Origin of the sequence: Clostridium sp. AWRP (genome assembly GCF_004006395.2) — a bacterium.
GTDB lineage: Bacteria > Bacillota > Clostridia > Clostridiales > Clostridiaceae > Clostridium_B.
Genome location: NZ_CP029758.2, coordinates 965,685 through 985,332 on the forward strand (window position 1 = coordinate 965,685; position 19,648 = coordinate 985,332).

The following is a 19,648-nucleotide window of genomic DNA, read 5'->3' on the forward strand; positions in this document are numbered from 1 at the left end:
AATGTTGTCATTATTTAGAGCTTTACGGGCTGACTTTCAAAAATTAAAACATACTCAAATATTTTGGATTCACATTGTAATTCCGATAATAGGTGCATTATTTTTTCTGGTCTGTTACAATTTATTTAACAAGGTAGAGAATATTGAGAAGCACGTACTTTATTTTGAATTACTTGGCATGGTTTTTCCACTTCTAATTGGAATAATTTGCAGCATGGTTGTTTCACAAGAAGAACAAGCAGGTCAATTTCAAGTATTGCTCGGCAGCACAAAATCAAGAAGTATTTCATGTTTAAGTAAGCTGCTTACCTTGATTTTTATGGGAATGCTTTCTTTATTTTTAGCTCTTGGTATAGTGCTTTTTGGACTAAAATTGTTTTTACATGTATCCAACGTTCCTTATTTATTATATTTTCAGGTGTTTGGATGGCTTATTTTTAGTAATATATTTATTTATATATTGAGTTTTTTTATCAGTTTAAAGTTTGGCAGAGGAGCATCCATTTTTTTGGGAATTGCAGGTATGCTAATTGCTGCGCTAATGATTACAGGACTGGGAGATAGATGCTGGATGTATCTTCCCTGGGCATGGGGTGTAAGGTTTTGTGATTTTGCTACTTTGTATTTTGCGCCTGCAGCTATGCATAAAGAAATTCCTTATATTTTATATAGTATTCGAAAAGCATCGTACATTACAGGTGCATATACTTTGGGAATATTGATGCTGGAACTTTTATGGTTTCAGTTTTGGGAAGGACGCAAGTGTGATGAGTAATCAATTCACAATGTACGATGCACAATTCACAATTAAGGATAATTTTCTGTTGTCACATAAAATCTAAAATATAGCACTATTGAAGCAAAGCTTCAATAAGCTTGAAATTTTAAATTTTTCGCAGCACAGCGGAGAAAAATCTACCGAAATTGTGCATTGTGAACTGTGAATTGTGCATTGATTTGAAGGGGGATAGCTATGGCCAAGATTCTTGTAATAGATGATGAAGAGGACATTTTAGTGCTTGTAAAAAATGTTCTTGCGAAAGATGGGCATGTCGTTACAATTGTCAATAATCCAAAAAAATTTTTGATTAACGAGTACACAAAATATGATCTCATTTTATTGGATGTTATGATGCCGGATATAGATGGTTTTGAATTATGTGAGAAAATCCGTGATATAGTGGATTGTCCAATTTTGTTTTTAACTGCTAAAACTATGGAAGATGACGTAATGTTTGGACTTGGAATAGGTGGGGATGATTATATAAAAAAACCTTTTAGTACAGGAGAACTTCGTGCTAGAGTAAATGCCCACCTGAGAAGAGAAAAAAGAGAAAAACATAATATGATTTCTATTTCTGGTATGAAATTCAATTTGACAAGCAAGGAAATTATTATAGAAGATAAAAAAGTGCCTATGACAAAAAGTGAATATGCTATTTGTGAATTTCTTGCACACAGCAAGGGACAGGTGTTTACAAAAGAGCAAATTTACGAAGCTGTATACGGATATGAAAGGGAAAGTGACAGCTCAGGTATTGCAGAGCATATAAAAAACATAAGAGCAAAGCTTGCTATTTTTGATTTATCTCCAATTAAAACGGTTTGGGGGATTGGCTATAAATGGGAATAAATAAAAAAACAGTTACAATGAGAGGGATTTTTTTTAGATATCTGATAACTTTAGCTATTATATTTATTGTTGTTTCAGCATTGTATATTGAATTTGTTTTTTTGCTTATAAATGCTAATGTATTTTTACCTGCAAATTATAGTGAAAATTTAGTTTCAAATGTAAAATCTAAACTTCAAACAGCACCTACTATAACAGAAAATATGATTCCTAAAGGATGTAAATTTGTTGTTTTTGATAAAAGTTATAGAGTGGTTAAAACAGATTTAAATTCTAAAGATTTAGACGAAGCTAAAAGGTATGCAAGGGGAGAGGGATATAATAACCATTGGGAGACAAAACAGTATTATATTATACAAAGAAAAGATGGTTTATGCATACTTCAGTATTATATTATAATGAGATATAGTTCTGACTTTTTAAATAGTAATCTACCTAATCCCCAAGGAATGTTTGTTTTGGTGTATATTTTTTTATTTGTTACAATTATTTTTATAATTTCAACACTTTATGCACGAAGGCTAAAGAAACAGTTAAATCCCTTACTTGAAGTATCAGAAAAAATCAAGGAACAGGATTTGGATTTTGAGATAACTCATTCAAGGATAAAAGAATTTGACAGCGTTTTATTGTCACTGTCAGATATGAAAGAGGAATTAAAAAAATCCCTAAAAGAGCAGTGGCACATTGAACAGGATAAAAGAAAGCAGATTTCAGCTCTTGTCCATGATATAAAAACACCCCTTGCGGTTATTAAGGGCAATGCAGAATTATTAATAGATTCACCTTTAAATGAGGAACAGAAGGAATATACAGCATTTATTCATAAAAATTCTAATCAAATTGAGAAATATATAAAAATACTTATTGAATTATCTAGAGCAGAAGAAGGGTTTTGCATACAGCCATGTAAAGTGAATACAAGTGAGTTTGTAGAAAATATTCATAATCAATTAAATGCACTTGCGTGTACAAAAAAATTACAAGTTGAATTTGAAGAAGAGTGTTTGCCTAAAGAAATTGTAGTTGATCAAAGTTTATTATACAGGGCAATTATTAATGTCATTTCTAATGGTGTAGATTATTCACCAGATAATAGTAAAATTTATTTTAAAGCCGCAGGCTTTCAGGATAACATATGCTTTACCGTTACTGATAGTGGTAAAGGTTTTTCAAATAAAGACATTAAATTTGCTGCAGCACAATTTTATATGGGTGATAACAGTAGAACGTCTAAAACACATTACGGTATGGGATTATTTATTGCCTATTCTATCTTAAAACAGCATAAAGGAGAGCTCCATATTGGAAACTCGCCTGTTACAGGAGGAGGACAAGTCACTCTTGAAGTTCCAGTAGAATGAAATTTATATGATATTTTTTGAAAATAAATTTGCATAATTTAAATATTACTTATATAATAATTTTGAAGTTAACTACCTTCTTTTTTGAGAAGGTTTTTTTTCGTAAATATATATGGAAATGTGTGAAAGGGGAAATTTTATGGAGGGCAAAGAAAGAAATGTCTATGATGTAAACTCCTTAACTTCATTGGAGAAACTTGAACCAGTACGTGTTAGACCGGGAATGTACATAGGTTCAACTGGCAGTAAAGGTCTCCATCATTGCATATGGGAGCTTTTGGACAATGCTATAGATGAAATTTCCAATGGATTTGGAGATAGGGCATATGTTACATTAAACAAGGATGGCAGCGTGTCAGTGCAGGACAACGGAAGGGGAATACCTACTGGAATTCATCCTGTAAAGAAAAAGAATGGAGTGGAAATGGTGTTTACTGAACTTCATACAGGAGGAAAATTCAATAATTCAGTGTACAAGACTTCAGGTGGTCTTCACGGTGTAGGGGCAGCAGTAGTGAATGCTCTGTCTACCTGGATGGAAGTAGAGATCAGGCAAAAGGGGCATGTATATAAACAAAGATTTGAATATGCCTATGATAAGTCACTAAAGAAAAATATGCCTGGTACACCAGTAACGGGCATTAAAGTAATAGGAGATACAGATGATACAGGTACAAAGGTAACCTTTATGCCTGATAGTAAAGTTTTTTCTACCACTGATTTTAAAATCGATGTAATAGATGAAAGGTTAAAAGAGTTGGCCTTCCAAAATAAAGGTATAACTTTAAAATTAATTGATAATACAGGAGAAGAAAGCATAGAAAGGGAGTACCATTCAGAGAGGGGACTTCTGGATTTTATAGATTATTTAAATGAGAGTAAAACACCTATTCATAAGAATCCAATACTATTTGAAGGTGAAAGAAAGATAAATGATTTAGGTATGCATGGAGAGGTATGCATGCAATTTACGGATTCTACTACCTATCATATAGCAAGTTATGTAAATAATATTCCTACTACAGAATCAGGAACCCATGAAAGTGGATTTAAAACGGGTATGACAAGAGCGTTTAAAGAATGGACTAAAAAATTAAATTTACTCAAGGAAAAAGATAAGGAATTTGAAGGGGACGACTTAAGAGAAGGAATGACAGCTATAGTTAAGATAAAAATAACTAATCCTATATTTGAAGGTCAGACCAAGACAAAGCTTGGAAATACAGAAGCCTATACTATGATGAATGATCTTGCCTATACAAAGCTTTCAGAATGGATAGAAGATAATAAAGAGATAGCATCTGCTATAATAAATAATGCTCTCCATGCTGCAGCAAGAAGAGAGAAGATAAAAAAGATAAATGATGCGGAAAAGAAAAAGATAGGCAAAGGTGCGGCTCCTCTTGCTGGGAAAGTTGCAGTATGCACATTAAAGGATTCTTCAAAATGTGAATTTATAGTAGTTGAAGGTGATTCTGCGGGAGGTTCTGCAAAACAGGCCAGAGATAGAAGATTCCAGACTATAATGCCTTCTAAGGGTAAAATTATGAATACGGAAAAGCAGAAGCTTGAAAACGTCCTTGGAAGTGAAGAACTTAAGATATTTAATACTGCTATAGGTACTGGAATACTTGAAAATTATAATGAAAGTGACTTAAAATATGATAAAATTATAATTTTAAGTGATGCAGATGTAGATGGATATCATATAAGGTCCCTTTGGATGACTTATATATATAGATATATGAGACAGCTCATTTCAAATGGTCACCTTTATATAGCACTGCCGCCACTTTATAAAGTATATAAGCAGAATAAAGGCAAAGAGATAATTAAGTATGCCTATAGTGATGAGACACTGCCAGATGCAAAAAAGAAAATAGGAAAAGGTGTGCTTGTACAGAGATACAAAGGACTTGGTGAAATGAATCCAGACCAGCTCTGGGAAACTACTTTAAACCCTGAAACGAGAACACTGCAGCAGATAACTATAGATGATGCTGCTAAAGCTGAAAAGATGGTATCACTTTTAATGGGAGATGTAGTTGCGCCTAGAAAAAAATATATGTATAAATATGCACAATTTTAGATAATTCACAGTTCACAATGCACAATTCACAGTTGCTGAAATTTTACAGGTGAAACTGAAAGAATCGGAGGAAATGGATTTGGTTAAGAACACAGTAATTCCAAAAGATAACAATATAATAAAAATTCCTATAGAAGAAGCTATGCCGGACAATTATCTTCCTTATGCAGTAGAAGTGGCAAAGGACAGGGCACTTCCTGATGTTAGAGATGGGTTAAAACCTGTACATAGAAGGATAATATATGGGTCATATATGTTAAAGGCCTTTCCAGATAAACCATATTACAAGTCTGCCAGGATAGTAGGAGACATCCTTGGAAAATATCATCCTCATGGAGATACTTCCGTATATGACGCCATGGTAATACTAGCCCAGGATTTTACAACAAGGATGCCAATTATAGATGGTCATGGAAATTGGGGAAGTCAGGATGGAGATAGTGCAGCTGCCATGCGTTATACAGAAGCAAGACTTACACCTATTGCTATGGAGATGATAAGAGATATAGAAAAAGGTGTAGTAAATATGGTGGATAATTATTCTGGCTCTGAAAAGGAACCGGAAGTTCTTCCTGCAAGATATCCCAACTTACTTGTAAATGGAGCTTTTGGAATAGCCGTAGGTCTTGCCACTAACATACCACCACATAATTTAAGGGAAGTAATAGATGCGACTGTAGCATATATTGATGATAGAGACATAACTGTAGAAGAACTTATGAATTACATAAAAGGACCGGATTTACCTACAGGAGGAATAATTATAGGTAAAAAATCTATGATTTCAGCCTATGAAACAGGAGAAGGAAAGGTTACACTAAGGGCCAAGACTTCTATAGAGAAATTGGACAGCGGAAGACTTGGAATAGTTATTACAGAGTTCCCTTATAGAAGGAGTAAGGCAAAATTACTTCAGGTAATTTCTGAAATGACTGCAGACAAAAGGTATGCTAGGGCACTAGAGCCTATATCAGACATAAGGGATGAATCTGATAGAAGTGGTATAAGAGCAGTAATAGAATTCAAAAAATCTACAGATATGAAATTGGCTCAGAAGATTTTAAAATATTTACTAAAGAAAACGGATCTTCAATGCAATATATCTTTTAATATGGTAGCATTAGGAGACGGAAAGCCGATAACTATGGGGTTAAAACTCATATTGAAATATTATGTGGAATACCAAAAGGAAATCATAACAAAGAGAACTAAAAGGGAGTTGGAAGAAGCAAAAAAGAGATTTCATATCGTAGAGGGATTTATAAAAGCTCTAGGTATAATGGATGAAATTATAAAGACTATTAGAAGCTCTAAATCGAAAAAAGATGCTGCTTCAAACCTTATGGAACAGTTTGATTTTACATACCCACAGGCGGAGGCTATATTGGAGCTTATGCTGTACAGGCTCACTGGACTTGAAATAGATTCTTTTGAAAAAGAACATGAAAAACTTTTGAAGGTTATAAAAAAACTTACTAAAATATTGGAAAGTGAGAAGGAAATTTTAAAAGTTATAAAAAAGGAACTTATTGAAGTTGGAGAAAAGTATGGGGACGATAGAAGAACTGCTATTGTTGAAGAAGATGAAAAGGCAAAAATAGATGTAGATGAAATTATAATAGATGAAGATGTAGTTATCACTATGTCAAAAGAGGGATATATAAAGAGGACCTCTTTAAAAAGTTATAATCGCTCTAGTGGAAAAGTTGAAGATATAGAATATAGAGAAGGAGATTTCAACGAGTATTTTATAAATTCCAGCACAAAAGATACCCTTATGTTCTTTACAGATTCTGGTGATATGTATAGGATTAGAGGAATGGATATCCCTGAGCTTAAGTGGAAGGAAAAAGGAGAAAAGCTGGATAACTTGATAAAAGGGATTGATTTAGAAGAAAATCACATAACTGCAGTATACAGTATAAAAGATTTTAATTTGCAAAAGGATTTTGTGTTTTTTACTAGCATTGGTGGAATAAAAAGAACGGGAATTGAGTTATTCATCACAAATTATACAAAACTTATGGCATTGAAATTAAAAAATGGGGAAAAACTTATAGGGGTAGAACTTGTTGATAGAAGTACAAATGTAGAATTTATAAAAGTAGAAACTAAATCCGGACTTGAGTTTACGGTAAAAAGTCCAGAACTTAATTTAGAAGATAGAAATATAGTTACTACACCACTTGTTACATTACAAGGAGAAGATTTTGCAGTAAAGATGGATTTTTCAACAGAGCCAGAATATAAGGAGTTTTATATAAACATAAATAAGTCTGGAATAATTAAAGTTTTAAATTCAGGAAAATCTTCTAAAAGTGTGTTTACCAATTCTTTAAGTTACATATTGATATTTACATTAGATGGAGAAGTCTTTTCTATACCTGCTTTTATGCTTCAGAACGTAGATAATAGTGGCATAGATATTAAGGTACTTATGAATAATATAGATGTAGGTAACATATTAAAGATAATTTCTGTGGAGAATTTTGATTGCGGATATGTATACTTTTTTACCCAATATGGTATGGTAAAAAAGACTGCATTAATGGAATTTAAACAGGTTGCTGGATGTTCTACTGCTTATAAATTTAAGGATAAAAAAGATTCTCTTGTAAATGTAGAATACAGTGACAAGGAAGAAATAGAAATATTTTTAATAACTGAAAGAGGAATGGGAATAAAGTTTAAAGCAAATACCGTAAATGCTATGGGAAAATTAGCTGCAGGTGTTACAGCTATAAGTTTAAAGGAAGATGATAAGGTATCATATTGTTTCCTTATAGATGGTAATGATAGCAAAGATTATAAGCTAAACCTAATTTCTGAAAAAGGAAACAAAGAGCAAATAAATTTAAAAGATGTAGTCCTTCAAAATAGAGCAGGAAGGGGAAAAAGCATCATGCTTATAGTTATGGACGATAAGGTTAAAAAAGTCCACATTAACTATTAATTTTTCATTCTTAACTATTAATTTAAAGAGAGTCTTACTTTAAAAGAACTAACATAACTGGTTCTTTTAAAGTAAGACTCTTTTCTATGAGTTTTGAAATAAAATATTAAATACTCAACTTTTCACTAATAAACTATATATAGTATAATTGAATTATAGTAAGAAACTATTAAGCTGAAGAATGTAAAAAATATCCGAAGTATAAGTTGATTTTTTGCTTAGAAACACATATGCGAAAAGGAGAAAAAATAATGATAAACGTTGTTAATAATTCAAATAATCCATATTTTAACCTTGCCCTTGAGGAATATTTTGTGAAATATAAAGATTTAAGAGAAGATATATTAATATTGTGGCAGAATGAACCAGTTATAGTAGTTGGTAAAAATCAAAATACTTATGAAGAGTTAAATCTGGAATATGTAGATAAAAACAATATTAAAGTTGTGAGAAGGTTGTCTGGTGGAGGTGCAGTATACCATGATCTTGGCAATTTGAATTTTACTATAATAAAAAATAAATCCAAACTTCATAAAAACGATTTCTCTTTCTTTTCACTACCAGTAGTGTCCTGTCTAAATAAATTGGGAGTTAAAGCAACTTTCAGTGGCAGAAATGACATTTTAATAGATGGAAAAAAGTTTTCTGGTAATTCACAGTATTTTCATAAGGAAAAGTTATTGCATCATGGAACTATTTTATTTTCAAGTGATTTAACTATATTGTCAAAGGCATTAAAAGTAAAAAAAGAAAAATTTGAATCTAAGGGAATAAAATCGGTAAAAAGCAGAGTTACAAATATAAGTGAACATATTGATAAAGGGTTATCACTTATAAAATTTAAAGATATGTTAATTCAATGCTTTTTTGAAAGCAGAAAAGAGAATCCTAAAAATTATGTTTTAAGTGAGGAAGATACGAAAAAGATAAATGAACTTGTTAACAATAAGTATGGCACCTGGGAATGGAATTTTGGAAAATCTCCTAAGTTTAATTATAATAAAGAAATGAGATTTGATGCAGGAAGTATATGTGTAAAGGTAAATGTAATTGATGGAATGATGAAGGAATTTAAAGTAGAGGGCGACTTCTTTGAGGAAAATCCTATAAAGGAAATGGAAGATCTATTTATTGATAAAAAGTTTAATATTGAAGAGATAAAAAATATTATAGAAGAAAATGATGTGTCAAAGTATATTTTAAAACTAACTAATGATGACTTTATGAAATTATTTTTATGATTTTATATGTATAATTATCAATTTAATACTGTGCTATAATTGATTTGAGGTGGTTGTATTATGAAAAAGGCTATAGTTTTACTTGCAAGAGGTTTTGAGGAAGTAGAGGCTTTAACTTGTGTAGATATTTTGAGAAGAGGTGGGATACACTGTATAACTTGTTCTATAAATTCTGAAGATGATGTAATGGGTACCCATGAGATACATGTAAAGGCTAACAGCCTATTAGAAAAAACCAATACGGATAAATATGATGCTTTAATAATACCTGGTGGAATGCCTGGAGCAGCTAATTTGAGAGATAACCATCAGGTTATACAAGTTGTAAAAGACTTCAATAATTCTAAAAAGATAGTAGCTGCTATTTGTGCAGGACCTATAGTATTAAAAAAAGCAGGTATTATTGAAAATAAGAAGGTAACTTCCTATCCAGGATATGAAAATGATATAGCACCTGTAAGCTATAGTGAGGATGTAGTGGTTCAAGATGAAAATATTATAACAAGTAGGGGCCCTGCTACTGCCATGCATTTTGCCTTTAAAATTTTAGAAAATTTGGCAGATAGGGATACTTTGGAAAAGTTAAAGAAAGATATGCTTTTTAATTTAGTTTGACAGTATTATAATATAAATAGAAAATATGAAATACATATGGAGGCATAACTTGCAAGAATATATACTGGGTAACGGGTTGAAATTGTTATATGAATATAGAGCAGCAAAAGTAACTTCCCTCTGTATAGGTTTTAATGCAGGGGCATTAGAGGAAGAAAAAAAAATTCATTTAGGTACAGCTCATGCAGTAGAACACCTTATATCTAAGGGAAGTAAAAATAGAAGTGAAAATCAGATAAATTTTGAAATTGAAAGTATATTTGGATTTGAAAATGCTATGACAAATTATCCCTATACAATTTACTATGGTACATGTCTCTCAGAGGATTTGGAAAGAGCAGTTGAACTTTACAGCGACCTGCTCTTGAATCCTCTTTTTTCAACTAAAGGTTTTAAGGAAGAGATAAATGTTATACTTCAGGAAATTAAAGAATGGGAAGATGATATGTATAGGCATTGTGAGAGTACTCTTTTTAGAAATTCCTTTAAAAGAAGAAGGATAAGAGAACTTATAGTAGGCAATAAAAACAGCATAGAATCAATTACTTTAGATGAAATAAAAAGTTTTTATCATGACTTTTATTTTCCTGAAAATTGTACCATTTGTGTATGTTCGTCTTTAAATATTAATTTTATTATAGATATAATAAGCACATATTTTGGATTATGGAAAAGTGATTTAAAAAAATGTGTGTATGAAAAAAGTTTGTGCGAGGCAGTGAGAACTGGAGTATTTGAAGAAATTGTACCAGGTATAACTGGAGCTAAAATTCAATATATATTTGATATACAAAATTTAAATCAGAAGGAATTCAAAGCGCTGCTTCTTCTTAATGCTGCTTTTGGACAAGGAACAGATAGTATTCTTTTTAATAAGATAAGGACAGAAAATGCACTGGCTTATGAAGTTGGAAGCAGCATAAAAAATGAAAGGGGAATAAAACTTCTTTCTATAAACATGGGCACTTCTTTTGAAAATGTAAAAAAAGCAATTTCTATAACTTCCGATACAATAGACAAATTGAAATGTTTAAAAGGGTACTTTACTGGGGCTAAAATAAAGGCTTTAAGTAAAAGTATAAATTTAAAGAGAGAAATAAAATTTGAAAGATCCGTTGAATTTTGTAAAGAAGTTGTTACTTCTGAACTTATGCAAAGAGGGTGCAGATATGATGGTTATTCAAATATATATAATTTAGATGATGTTCGAGAAGAAGATATAATTGGAGTTGCAAACAAGGTTATGGTTAAACCCTCTATACAGATTTTAACTGGAAACTAAATCAATTCACAATGCACGATGCACAATTCACAATTAAAGATGATTTTCTGTTATTACAGAAAATCTAAAAATTTAGTGCTCATATCACTTAGTTTTTGGACTTTTCTCAGCATTAACGGAGAAAAGTCTACCGAAATTGTGAATTGTGAACTGTGAATTGAGCATTGGTTTACTAAAAAAGGGGGGTATTGTTATTGCAGGCAAAGTGGATGTTAAAAAGGTGTAAAAAAGACGTAAAAGCTATTGGCAAAATGGCAGGGATAAGTGAAGTTGTAGCTTCAATTCTTGTAAATAGGGAAATAGAAACACAGGGAGAGATAAAAAGTTTTATAAATCCCTCCATGAGAGATCTCCAGAATCCGCTGCTTATGAAAGATATGGAAAGAGGCGTAGATATAATATATAGTGCTATAAAAGAGGAAAAAAATATAGCAGTATATGGAGATTATGATGTGGATGGAGTAATGAGCACTTACATATTATATTGTGGACTTTTAAGGTGTGGTGCTAGGGTAAAATATCATATTCCTGACAGAATTACAGAAGGTTATGGAATAAATATCCATAGTATAGAAAAACTTAAAGAAGATGGAATACAGCTTATAATAACTTGTGACAATGGAATTTCGGCACTGGATCAAATTAAAAGGGCTGTGGAATTAAACATGCAGGTAGTCATAACTGACCATCATGATATACCTTTTTCAGATGAAGATGGAAAAAGAAAATTTCTAATTCCTGAAGCAGATGCTGTTATTGATCCAAAACAGGAAGACTGCAAATATCCTTTTAAAAAACTTTGTGGAGCAGGGGTTGCTTTTAAATTTATTCAGGTGCTTTATGATAAATTTAATATAAAAAAGGAAGAGGCACTTAAATTTATAGAGTATGCAGCTATTGGAACTATATGTGATGTAGTAGATCTCATAGGTGAAAATAGAATTATAGCTAAAAAAGGCCTTGAAATGTTAAATAACACAGAAAATTTAGGAATAAGGGAACTTATAAAAGAAACTTCATTAGAAGATAAAACCTTGAATTCTTATCATATAGGATTTGTAATCGGACCTTGCATAAATGCTACAGGAAGGCTCGAAAGTGCAGCTTTAGCACTGGAACTTTTACTTTGTAAAGATCCGGATAGGGCATATGAACTTGCTAAAAAACTTCATGAATTAAATATTCATAGGCAGGATATGACGATTAACAGTTTAAATAAAATAATAGATAAAGTTGAAAAGTCAGATTTGAAAAAAGACAAAGTACTTGTGGTATATGAAAAAGGAGTACGTGAAAGTATAGCAGGAATAGTTGCAGGAAGGCTTAAAGAAAGATATAATGTACCTTCTATTGTAATAACTAATGGAAAAGATTTTTCTAAGGGATCAGGTAGATCTATTGAAGGTTATAATATGTTTGAAGAACTTGTAAAATGTAAGGAGCTAATGTACCAATTTGGAGGCCATCCTTTGGCAGCAGGATTGTCTATAGAAGAAGAAAATATAGATAAGCTTAGAGATAGATTAAATAAAAATTGCAAACTTACAGATGAGGATATAATACCTAAGATTAGAATAGATAAACAGGTTCCCTTAAACAGCATATCTTTTAAAATGATAGAAGATATAAAGAGATTAGAGCCTTTTGGCAAAGGAAATTCTACACCTGTATTTGGAGAAAAAAGTGTGGATGTATTCAGAATTTATTTCATAGGTAAGGACAAAAATACTTTGAAACTATTCTGCAGGCTGAAAAATAGTTTAAACAAAATTGATGCACTATCTTTTGATGGAGGGGAAAAGTTTAGACAATTGGTATTTAAAGCTTATGGAAGCAGGGAAGCTTATAAAATTTTAAATAATGATTTTAAAAATCTAAAAATGGATTTTATATATTTGCCTTCTGTTAATGAGTATAAAGGAAATAGAAATATACAGCTTATATTAAAAGATTTTAGATTATCATAAAATAGAAATAACACTTGATTTATATTTTTTAAAATTGATAAACGGAGAGATTATATATGAAAACTGCAAGACATACAAAAATACTTGAAATTATTAATTCAAAGGATATAGAAACACAGGAGGAGCTAGTAGAAGAGCTTAAGAATGCGGGAATAGAAGTAACTCAAGCCACTGTGTCAAGAGATATAAAAAAATTAAAAATTATAAAAGTAGTGGGCCAAAATGGAAAATCGAAATATTCTGTTATAAGGCATACAGGAAAATTGTTTCCTGATAAAATAGTAGCTATATTTTCACAAACAATTATTGATGTACAAACTATGAAAAATTTTGTCGTCATAAAAACCTTATCTGGTTCAGCTAAGGCAGCAGCGGAAGCGGCAGATTCTTTAGCTTTTAATGGGGTTGTTGGTACTGTAGCTGGAAATAACACATTATTTGTAATAACAACAGATGAAAAAGCAGCCTTGAGTTTGGCTAAAAAAATTAAAAACATGATTTCTAATCAATAATATTTCTTAGAAAACTCAATTCATGAAATAAGACTTTTTTTGACTTTTATCATAGTAATTTTTAAAATATTTGCTAAAAAATGCTCTGTAAGGTATAATTATTCTGTAAAATATAATAACTACTACAGTGGTTATTATATTTTACAGAATAGTTGTATATTGGTAATGTTCAAATATAGTAAGAGTGTTACAGTAGGTAGCCAGCAGATAAATATTTCAATATTATCAGTAATTTAGGAGGAGTATTCTGTGAACTTTATTAAAAAAAGTGAAAACGATTTTAAAAATTCCAGTAAAAGTTGTGGGTATTTTATGAGCTTATTTCGAAAAAGAAATGTGAATAATCTTGAAAGTTCTGTAGAGGCCAATGGATTAAAAAGAAAATTGAATGCTATTGATATAGCGGCCCTTGGACTTGGAGCAGTAATTGGAACTGGAATATTTGTTGTAACTGGACAGGGGGCACATATGGCAGGACCAGCAGTTGTAATTTCCTATTTAATCGCAGCAATAACCAGTACTTTATGTGCACTTACATATGCAGAACTTGCTACTATGTTTCCGGTTTCAGGAAGTACATATTCTTATTGCTATGTTGCCTTTGGAGAAATAATAGCATGGATTGTAGGATGGAATTTAATACTTGAGTACCTAGTATCTGCAGCTATAGTAGCGTCAGGGTGGTCCTCAGTATTTGTAGGAATTTTAAAATTATACAACATATATTTGCCTGATACCATTACCAAATCTCTTTTGTCAGGTGGCATAATTGATTTGCCAGCTGTACTTCTTATTATTTTTATAACATATGTGTTGTATAAAGGTGTTTCAGAGAGTAGTAAAATAAATAACATTACTGTAATTATTAAAATTGCTGTAATCGTTATTTTTATAGCGTTAGGTGTACCACATATAAATGTAAAAAATTATCATCCATTTGCGCCATTTGGATTTAAAGGAATAATGACAGCTTCTTCTGTTATATTTTTTGCTTATATAGGTTTTGATACAGTTTCAACTTCTGCAGAGGAGAGCATTAATCCTAAAAGAGATGTTCCAATTGGACTTATGATTTGTATGACAGTAATTGTTGTATTATATTTGACTATTTCTTTAGTATTAACTGGAATAGTTCCATTTGTGAAAATAGATGTAAACAATGCTCTCCCTTTTTCATTATCACAAATAGGAATTAATTGGGGATCTGTGTTAGTTAGTGTAGGAGCTGTGGTAGGTATGATTTCAACACTGCTTGTAACATTATACGGTCAAATTAGAATATTTATGACTATGTCAAGAGATGGATTAATTCCTAGTGCATTTTCTAAGATAACAAGCAAAAATGGGATACCAGGTATATGTACAATACTTACAGGTATTATAACGGGAATCCTTTCGGGTTTTTTGCCATTTAATATACTTATGGATTTATGTAATATAGGGACATTATCTGCATTTGTTATGGTATCTATAGGTGTAATAATTTTGAGAAAAACCATGCCAAACGCTGAGAGAAAGTTTAGATGTCCAGGAGTTCCATTTACACCAATTTTAACAGTAGCTTTTTGTTTGTATTTAATGGCTGGTTTACAACCTTTAACATGGATGAGATTTTTAATTTGGACAATAGTTGGTTTAGCAATTTACTTTTTATATGGAATTAAGCATAGTACTTTAAATTATTGAAATATATATATAATTTGTAAAATAAAATTTAGGAAGATAATCTTAAGATATCCTCCTAAATTTTATTTTTTTATAAAAAATTTTTTGAATATTTATAAAAAATGTGCATATAAAAATCCAATAGGAATAATAAATGTCATTTTTATGAATAATAAACATTCAAATACATGTATAAGTATGTCAAAAATCAAAAAAAAATAGAAAAATAAGGATTGACAACGTTATCTTGTTAACATACAATAATAACTGTAGTAACCACCTAGATGGTTACCAATGCGATTAGTACTATAGCATTATTAAATGAAACTTTAATATATATACTTTGAAATTAAGTAATGTTGAGTTATCGAAATATTAGATGGGAGGAAAAATTAAGATGGAAACTAAAGTTTTAAGAAGAGATTCAGAAGTTACTTCTGAAAATGGTACTTCAAAAACAGCTTTAAATGTTACTTCAGAAATAGGGAAATTAAAAACAGTCTTATTGCATAGACCAGGCCAAGAAATAGAAAATCTTACTCCAGAATTATTAAATAGGTTATTATTTGATGATATTCCTTACTTGAAAATAGCCCAGCAGGAACATGATGCATTTGCTGACATATTGAGAAATAAAGGTGTTGAAGTTCTTTACTTGGAGAATTTGGCAGCAGAATCTCTATATGACACAGATACTAAGCTTAATTTTATTAGCGAATTTATTGACGAAGCTAAAGTAGAAAGTCCTGCATTAAAAGACGCACTTACAGAGTATTTTTTAAGATTATCTAATAAAGATATGATTGACAAAATGATGGCAGGAGTTAGAAAAGAAGAACTCAAAGATTATAAGAGATTTTCTCTTTATGATCAAGTAAATGATTCATATCCATTTATATGTGATCCAATGCCAAATCTATATTTTACAAGAGATCCATTTGCAACTATAGGAAATGGTATTACATTAAACCATATGAGAACAGAAACTAGAAATAGAGAAACTATATTTGCTAAATATATATTTAGATATCATCCTAGATTTAAGGATTGTAATATACCACTTTGGTTTGACAGAGACGAAAATACCTCTATTGAGGGTGGAGACGAATTAATATTAAATAGCAAGACTTTGGCTATTGGAATTTCTCAGAGAACTGATTCTGCTTCAATAGAAAAAGTTTGTAGAAAATTGTTCTGCAAAGGAAATAGCTTTAAGACAATTTTAGCATTTCAGATTCCTGTATCCAGAGCATTTATGCATTTAGATACTGTGTTCACTATGGTTGATTATGATAAGTTTACTGTTCATCCTGAAATTGAAGGACCTTTGGTTGTTTATGAAATAACAAAAGATAAAGATAGTTCAAGTGGATTAAAAGTAGTAAAACAAAATATTGAATTAGAAGAAGTATTGGAAAAATATCTTGGAAGAAAGATTACATTAATAAGATGCGGTGGTGGTGACAAAATACATGCTGCAAGAGAACAGTGGAATGATGGTTCCAATACATTAGCTATTGCCCCAGGTGAAGTAGTAGTTTATTCTAGAAATCATGTTACAAATAAACTGCTCGAAGAGTATGGAGTAAAACTTAATATTATGCCATCATCAGAGTTATCAAGAGGAAGAGGCGGCCCAAGATGTATGAGTATGCCACTTTGGAGAGAAAATTTATAATTCCAATAGTTAATATAGTATAACAAGATAAGTTATAACAAATTAAAAAATAAGATATAAAACAATTATCGAATAAGGAGAAATTGACATGGGATTTAATTTAAGAAATAGAAGTTTTTTAACATTAATGGACTTTTCACAGAAAGAAATAAACTTTATGCTTGATCTTGCTAGAGATTTAAAGAGAGCTAAATACCTAGGAAATGAAGAACAAAAGTTGAAGGGAAAAAATGTAGTTCTTTTATTTGAAAAAGATTCTACAAGAACAAGATGTTCATTTCAGGTTGCTGCACAGGATCAGGGAGCTCATGTTACTTATCTTGGACCAACAGGAAGTCAAATGGGAAAGAAAGAATCCGCTGCAGATACTGCAAGAGTTTTAGGAAAAATGTTTGATGGTATAGAATACAGAGGATATGCACAAGAAACTGTTGAAGATTTAGCAAAATATTCAGGAGTTCCAGTTTGGAATGGATTGACAGATGCAGATCATCCAACACAAGTTTTAGCTGATTTTTTAACAGCTAGCGAACATTTAAATAAGCCATATGATAAGATGACATTTGTTTATTCTGGTGATGGAAGAAATAATGTTGCAAATGCACTTATGATTGGGGCTTCTAAAATGGGAATGGATTTTAGAATAGTAACACCAAAAGAATTATTTCCAAAAGAAGAATTAGTAAATAAATGCAAAGAAGAAGCTGCAAAGAGCGGAGCTAAAATAACAATAACTGATGATGTTGCTAAAGGTGTAAAAGGTGCAGATGTTCTTTATACTGATGTTTGGGTATCAATGGGTGAACCTGATGAAGTTTGGGAACAGAGAATAAAACTATTGAAGCCTTATCAGATCAACATGGATATGATAAAGATGACAGGAAATGAAAAAGTTATATTTGAGCATTGCCTTCCTGCATTTCATGACTTAAAAACTAAAGTTGGAAAGCAAATACATGATAAATTTGGTTTGAATGAAATGGAAGTTACAGATGAAGTATTTGAAAGTAAATATTCTGTAGTGTTTGATGAAGCAGAAAATAGAATGCACACAATAAAAGCTGTTATGGTTGCTACTTTAGGAGATTAATAAAATAGTTTATGAACTATATTGTTATAAAAATAACAATATAGTTCATAAAACAATTAGGAGGTTTTATTTGTGGAAGATAATAAACTAGTAGAAGACAATGAATTGTCAGAAAATAATAAATTGGGATTATTTTCACTTATAGCATTAGTTATCGGCTCAATGATTGGCGGAGGAGCATTTTCACTGCCAGGTGATATGGCAAAAGGAGCCAGTGCAGGTGCAATTATTATAGGATGGTTAATTACTGGAGTTGGTATGATAGCATTAGCTTTTGTATATCAAAATCTTTCAATGAAAAGACCAGATTTAAATGGTGGTATATATAGTTATGCTAAAGCTGGTTTTGGAGATTACATGGGATTTAATTCAGCCTGGGGATATTGGCTAAGTGCACTAATTGGTAATGTATCTTATTTGGTAATGATGTTTGGAGCTGTTGGATACTTTTTCCCTGTGTTTGGAAAAGGAAATAATTTGGCATCTGTTGTTTGTGCATCCATTATGTTGTGGCTTATTCAAGGTTTGATATTAAAAGGAGTAAAACAAGCGGCTATAGTAAATGTTATCACTACAATTGCAAAGTTAGTGCCAATATTTCTATTTATAATTATAGCTATTATAATGTTTAAAGTTAATATATTTACTTTAGATTTTTGGGGTGGTTCTACTCCTAGCTTAGGGGGAATTGTATCTCAAGTTAAAAGTACTATGTTAGTAACATTATGGGTTTTTATAGGAATTGAAGGAGCTGTAGTTGTTTCAGGTAGAGCTAAAAGAAGAAATGATGTAGGAAAAGCTACAGTAATAGGATTGGTTGGAACATTAATCATATATATTTTAATAACATTGTTATCTTTAGGAATAATGAATAGAGCTCGTCTTTCTGGTTTAGATACTCCATCAATGGCATATGTACTTGAAAGTGTTGTTGGAAAGTGGGGAGCAATTGTAATAAATTTAGGATTGGTAATTTCTTTATTGGGAGCAACTTTAGGTTGGACTCTTCTGGCAGCAGAGATTCCGTATATAGCTGCAAAAGACGGTATGTTTCCAAAGGTATTTGCTAAAGAAAATAAAAATGGTTCAGCAGTAAATTCTCTATGGATTACTAATATATTAGTAGAAATTTCACTTATACTGACACTGTTTTCCAGTAGTACCTATCAAATATTATATTCAATAGCAAGCGGAGCTATATTAATTCCTTATTTTCTTAGCGCACTGTTTGGACTAAAATTTCAATTAATGAACAAAGAAGAAAATGGAAGAACTAAAAATATTATAATTGCATCAGTTGCAACTATATATACAGCATGGTTAGTATATGCAGCAGGGTTAAAATACGTTTTGTTAGAAACTATACTTTTTGCTATTGGCATAGCTGCATTTATGATTGCCAGTAAAGAGAACAATAGCAATAACAAGAAGAATTATATTTTCTTAGCATATGAGAAAGTGATAGCATTAATTTTCTTGGTAGCAGGAATAGTTGCATTAGTTATGTTAGTAACAGGTAAATTGTCAATAAGTTGATAAATAGAAAGACGTATTGTTAA

At 31.1% G+C, this 19,648-nt stretch carries 14 protein-coding genes; all 14 read left to right on the forward strand.

What is annotated here, in order from left to right:
- Window position 1 precedes the first annotated feature (1 nt).
- Window positions 2–775, forward strand: a complete 774-nt coding sequence (locus tag DMR38_RS04310) for a lantibiotic immunity ABC transporter MutG family permease subunit (protein ID WP_127720161.1) — start codon at window positions 2–4, stop codon at window positions 773–775.
- A gap of 198 nt (window positions 776–973) precedes the next feature.
- Window positions 974–1,633, forward strand: coding sequence for a response regulator transcription factor (locus DMR38_RS04315; protein WP_127720162.1), 660 nt, complete (start codon window positions 974–976; stop codon window positions 1,631–1,633).
- Window positions 1,624–2,997, forward strand: coding sequence for a HAMP domain-containing sensor histidine kinase (locus DMR38_RS04320; RefSeq protein WP_175412916.1), 1,374 nt, complete (start codon window positions 1,624–1,626; stop codon window positions 2,995–2,997). The genes DMR38_RS04315 and DMR38_RS04320 overlap by 10 nt, the downstream gene beginning before the upstream one ends.
- 139 nt (window positions 2,998–3,136) lie before the next feature.
- Window positions 3,137–5,086 carry a DNA topoisomerase IV subunit B gene (locus DMR38_RS04325; protein WP_127720163.1) on the forward strand — a complete coding sequence of 650 codons (1,950 nt, stop codon included), beginning with the start codon at window positions 3,137–3,139 and terminating at the stop codon, window positions 5,084–5,086.
- A 79-nt stretch (window positions 5,087–5,165) separates the two neighbouring features.
- Window positions 5,166–8,039, forward strand: a complete 2,874-nt coding sequence (locus DMR38_RS04330) for a DNA topoisomerase IV subunit A (RefSeq protein WP_127723897.1) — start codon at window positions 5,166–5,168, stop codon at window positions 8,037–8,039.
- Between the two features lie 251 nt (window positions 8,040–8,290).
- Window positions 8,291–9,280, forward strand: a complete 990-nt coding sequence (locus tag DMR38_RS04335) for a lipoate--protein ligase (RefSeq protein WP_127720164.1) — start codon at window positions 8,291–8,293, stop codon at window positions 9,278–9,280.
- Window positions 9,281–9,340: 60 nt separating this feature from the next.
- Window positions 9,341–9,895 carry a DJ-1 family glyoxalase III gene (locus DMR38_RS04340; protein WP_127720165.1) on the forward strand — a complete coding sequence of 185 codons (555 nt, stop codon included), beginning with the start codon at window positions 9,341–9,343 and terminating at the stop codon, window positions 9,893–9,895.
- A 49-nt stretch (window positions 9,896–9,944) separates the two neighbouring features.
- Complete coding sequence (locus tag DMR38_RS04345) at window positions 9,945–11,177, forward strand: pitrilysin family protein (protein ID WP_127720166.1); 1,233 nt, start codon at window positions 9,945–9,947, stop codon at window positions 11,175–11,177.
- A 194-nt stretch (window positions 11,178–11,371) separates the two neighbouring features.
- Window positions 11,372–13,144 carry a single-stranded-DNA-specific exonuclease RecJ gene (recJ, locus tag DMR38_RS04350; protein ID WP_127720167.1) on the forward strand — a complete coding sequence of 591 codons (1,773 nt, stop codon included), beginning with the start codon at window positions 11,372–11,374 and terminating at the stop codon, window positions 13,142–13,144.
- Between the two features lie 56 nt (window positions 13,145–13,200).
- Complete coding sequence (locus DMR38_RS04355; protein WP_127720168.1) at window positions 13,201–13,656, forward strand: arginine repressor; 456 nt, start codon at window positions 13,201–13,203, stop codon at window positions 13,654–13,656.
- 312 nt (window positions 13,657–13,968) lie between these two features.
- Window positions 13,969–15,342 (forward strand): amino acid permease, encoded by a 1,374-nt coding sequence (locus DMR38_RS04360; protein WP_175413109.1) that lies wholly within the window; start codon window positions 13,969–13,971, stop codon window positions 15,340–15,342.
- Between the two features lie 376 nt (window positions 15,343–15,718).
- Entirely contained in the window at window positions 15,719–16,999 is a 1,281-nt protein-coding gene (arcA, locus tag DMR38_RS04365; RefSeq protein ID WP_127720170.1) for an arginine deiminase, read from the forward strand.
- Window positions 17,000–17,087: 88 nt separating this feature from the next.
- On the forward strand, window positions 17,088–18,089 hold the full coding sequence (gene argF / locus DMR38_RS04370; protein WP_127720171.1) for an ornithine carbamoyltransferase: 1,002 nt from the start codon (window positions 17,088–17,090) through the stop codon (window positions 18,087–18,089).
- Between the two features lie 105 nt (window positions 18,090–18,194).
- Window positions 18,195–19,625 carry an arginine-ornithine antiporter gene (gene arcD / locus DMR38_RS04375; RefSeq protein ID WP_127723899.1) on the forward strand — a complete coding sequence of 477 codons (1,431 nt, stop codon included), beginning with the start codon at window positions 18,195–18,197 and terminating at the stop codon, window positions 19,623–19,625.
- The last annotated feature ends 23 nt before the right edge of the window (window positions 19,626–19,648 follow it).

Bases quoted from the DNA above. Each gene is read 5' to 3' on its own strand.
- arcA (WP_127720170.1), top strand. From the start codon at position 15,719: ATGGAAACTAAAGTTTTAAGAAGAGATTCAGAAGTTACTTCTGAAAAT.
- DMR38_RS04340 (WP_127720165.1), top strand. From the start codon at position 9,341: ATGAAAAAGGCTATAGTTTTACTTGCAAGAGGTTTTGAGGAAGTAGAG.
- DMR38_RS04355 (WP_127720168.1), top strand. From the start codon at position 13,201: ATGAAAACTGCAAGACATACAAAAATACTTGAAATTATTAATTCAAAG.
- DMR38_RS04325 (WP_127720163.1), top strand. From the start codon at position 3,137: ATGGAGGGCAAAGAAAGAAATGTCTATGATGTAAACTCCTTAACTTCA.
- DMR38_RS04360 (WP_175413109.1), top strand. From the start codon at position 13,969: ATGAGCTTATTTCGAAAAAGAAATGTGAATAATCTTGAAAGTTCTGTA.
- DMR38_RS04320 (WP_175412916.1), top strand. From the start codon at position 1,624: ATGGGAATAAATAAAAAAACAGTTACAATGAGAGGGATTTTTTTTAGA.
- DMR38_RS04335 (WP_127720164.1), top strand. From the start codon at position 8,291: ATGATAAACGTTGTTAATAATTCAAATAATCCATATTTTAACCTTGCC.
- argF (WP_127720171.1), top strand. From the start codon at position 17,088: ATGGGATTTAATTTAAGAAATAGAAGTTTTTTAACATTAATGGACTTT.
- DMR38_RS04315 (WP_127720162.1), top strand. From the start codon at position 974: ATGGCCAAGATTCTTGTAATAGATGATGAAGAGGACATTTTAGTGCTT.
- DMR38_RS04310 (WP_127720161.1), top strand. From the start codon at position 2: ATGTTGTCATTATTTAGAGCTTTACGGGCTGACTTTCAAAAATTAAAA.